The sequence below is a fragment of the Mesorhizobium sp. M8A.F.Ca.ET.208.01.1.1 genome (assembly GCF_004791315.1).
Taxonomy (GTDB): domain Bacteria; phylum Pseudomonadota; class Alphaproteobacteria; order Rhizobiales; family Rhizobiaceae; genus Mesorhizobium.
Map to the genome: position 1 here is coordinate 1 of NZ_SRUT01000119.1, position 369 is coordinate 369.

A 369-nucleotide genomic window follows, 5' to 3' on the forward strand; every position below is an offset into this window, starting at 1 on the left:
CAGCTCTTCAATCTCTTTCCGCACAAATGCGTCATGGACAACGTCACCCTGGCGCCGATGCTGACCAAGGGCGTCGCGCGAGCCGCCGCCGAGAAGCGGGCGATGGAACTGCTCGACATGGTCGGCCTCGCCGACAAGGCGAAAGCGATGCCGGCGCAGCTTTCCGGCGGCCAGAAGCAGCGCGTGGCGATCGCAAGAGCGCTGGCGCTCTCACCGAAGATCATGCTGTTCGACGAAGTCACCTCGGCGCTCGATCCTGAGCTGGTCGAGGAGGTGCTCAACGTCATGCGCAAGCTCGCCGCCGAGACCGACATGACAATGCTTCTGGTCACCCATGAGATGGGCTTCGCCCACGACTTTGCCGACCGC

General features: G+C 63.7%; 1 protein-coding gene. It reads left to right on the top strand.

Translation table 11 applies throughout. The annotated features are described in order from the left end of the window. Positions 1-369 (top strand): ATP-binding cassette domain-containing protein (locus tag EN851_RS34545; RefSeq protein WP_135931068.1); only part of this gene is annotated, 369 nt, incomplete at both ends.